The following is a 2,470-nucleotide window of genomic DNA, read 5'->3' on the forward strand; positions in this document are numbered from 1 at the left end:
TGTGAATCGGCATGCAAAATTGACCCACTTAGGTGGGTTATGAGCGAATAAAATTGACCCACCTGTTTTCGTTAAGATCCGCACAAAAGTGCGGAGGAAAGAGCAGGTGTTATTGATGGAAAGCGTATCGAAGATCCGACGATGGGTATTGGTTGAGGAACGCAGCATCCGGTCTGTTGCGCGGTCGACGGGATTATCACGGAACACGATCAAGAAGTATCTGAAGGATGAGAGCCCGCCGAGCTACCAGCGCCAGGCCCCGCCGGTTCGGCACAAACTTTGCAATGGGTTTGATCTCCGGCTTCAGGAGTTGTTCGATCAGGACCAGAAGCGACCACGCCGGGAGCGGCGGACGGCCCAGAAGCTCTATGAGCAACTCGTAACGGAGGGCTACACCGGGTCTTATTCCCCGGTTCAGCGCTTTGTGCGCGACCTGAAGCGGGCTGGCACTGGTTCGAGCGAAGCGTTTATTCCGCTGCATTTTGCGGCAGGTGATGCGTTGCAATTTGACTGGAGCGAAGAACGGGTTGTCCTGGGCGGTGTCGAGCAGAAGGTGAAGGTTGCCCATTTCCGCCTGTGTCACAGCCGCAAGCCCTTTGTCGTGGCTTATCCCGGCGAAGCCCAGGAGATGGTGCTGGATGCGTTCGTGCGGGCATTGGCGTTCTATGGCGGCGTGCCGCGCCGGGTGATCATCGACAATCCCAAAACGATGGTGACCTATGTCTCGCGCTCAAAGGACCGGATATTCCATCCCCGGTTCCTGGCCTTGATGAACCACTATGTGATGGAACCGGTGGCCTGTACACCCGCTGCGGGCTGGGAGAAGGGGCAGGTTGAGAACCAGGTCCAGTTTTTGCGCGGCCGGTTGTTTGTTCCCAAACCCGCCTTTGGTGATCTCGATGCGCTGAACGATTGGCTGCGCCTGCGCTGTGAAGAACTGGCAGAGCGCGCCCATCCCGAGCATCAGGATCGCACCATTGCAGAAATGTTCGAAGACGAGCGTGCTGAGCTGCGCCCTCTGGGCCGGGCATTTGATGGATACGTGGAGAAGACCGTCCGCGTCCGCTCCACCTGCCTGGTTCAATATGCCAGCAATCGATACAGTGTGCCCTCCCGGTTCGCCGGACAACATGTGTCGCTGCGCGCCTATGCTGGCCGGATCGTGCTGGCGTCGGGCCAAGAAGTTATCGCCGAGCACAAACGTCGCTTCACTCGCAATGTCAGCTATTTTGAGCCATGGCATTACGTGCCGCTGCTGGATCGCAAGCCCGGCGCCCTGCGCGACGGCGCCCCCTTTGTGGACTGGCAACTGCCCGAGGCCATGCATCGGATCAGGGAGCATTACATGGCCGGCAAAGGCGGGGATCGGGAGTTCGTCGATTTGCTTCTGCTGGCCCAGGATCACGGGATCGAGGTGGTCGAGACGGCTTGCGAACTGGCGGTGGAACAAAACACCTTGCGCCTTCCTGCCATCATCAACCTGATCAACCAGTTGGTAGAACCGGTCATCACACCGCTCAACGACGCCTATACCTATCCGCAACTAACCTTGCGGCCCGAGGCCGATTGCAAGCGCTATGAGATGCTGTGCTCAGCTGAGGAGGCGGCCGCATGAACGCCCTCATCGACCAACTGACTACCTTGAGGCTGCATGGAATGGCAGCTTGCGCCCATGATTTGCTGTCCGCGCGCAAGCCACCAAGTCTGACCACAGCGATAAAGCAACTGATCGACGCCGAGACTGTAGAACGCCGGGTGCGCTCCATCCAGTATCAAATGCGGATCGCGAAGTTCCCCCATCACAAGGACTTCGCCACCTTCGATTACGGTGCGGCCGCGGTTACCCAGAGCCAGATCGAACCGTTCTGCACAGGCCAGTTCACCGACGAGGCGCATAACCTCATTCTGGTGGGCGGAACCGGCACGGGCAAAACCCACATCGCCATCGCGCTTGGAACCACCCTGATCAACAACGGCAAGAAGGCCCGTTTCTTCAACGCCGTCGACCTGATCAATGCGCTGATCAAGGAACAGGCCGAGGGCAATGCCGGGAAGATCATCCGGCAGCTCTCCGCCCTGGACTGCGTCATCATCGACGAGTTGGGCTACATCCCGTTCCCCAAGTCCGGCGGTGCGTTGCTGTTCCATCTGATCAGCAAGCTCTATGAGAAGACCAGTGTCATCATCACCACCAACCTGGAGTTCGGCGAATGGGTCTCGGTCTTCGGCGATGCCAAGATGACAACCGCGCTTCTGGATCGCGTAACCCATCACTGCGCAATCATCGAGACAGGCAACACGTCATACCGGTTCGCACAGAGCAAGCGGCGCAGAAAAACATAAACGTCGCGCAAGCAAAGCCCCCAGACGGACTCGCTATATGAGGGCGGCCCGCCTGGGGGCTTTGCGCCACATAGGGTGGGTCAAATTTAAATGCTGAAACCGGGTCAGTTTTGAACGCTCATTGACA

2 protein-coding genes are annotated in these 2,470 nt (G+C 58.2%); both read left to right on the forward strand.

All coding sequences use genetic code 11. From position 1 onward, the window contains the following. Nucleotides 1–115: 115 nt before the first annotated feature. Nucleotides 116–1,615: an IS21 family transposase gene (istA, locus tag ACRZ96_RS21105; RefSeq protein ID WP_480815082.1), complete on the forward strand. Its 1,500-nt coding sequence runs from the start codon at nucleotides 116–118 to the stop codon at nucleotides 1,613–1,615. Continuing rightward, the gene (gene istB / locus ACRZ96_RS21110; protein WP_171676501.1) at nucleotides 1,612–2,343 is read left to right on the forward strand and encodes an IS21-like element helper ATPase IstB; all 732 of its coding nucleotides are present in this window, start codon (nucleotides 1,612–1,614) and stop codon (nucleotides 2,341–2,343) included. Before istA ends, istB begins: the two co-directional genes overlap by 4 nt. Nucleotides 2,344–2,470 lie beyond the last annotated feature (127 nt).

It is taken from the genome of Ruegeria sp. CF1 (assembly GCF_056537445.1).

Coding starts and splice junctions, on each gene's coding strand:
- istA (WP_480815082.1), top strand. CDS start 116: ATGGAAAGCGTATCGAAGATCCGACGATGGGTATTGGTTGAGGAACGC.
- istB (WP_171676501.1), top strand. CDS start 1,612: ATGAACGCCCTCATCGACCAACTGACTACCTTGAGGCTGCATGGAATG.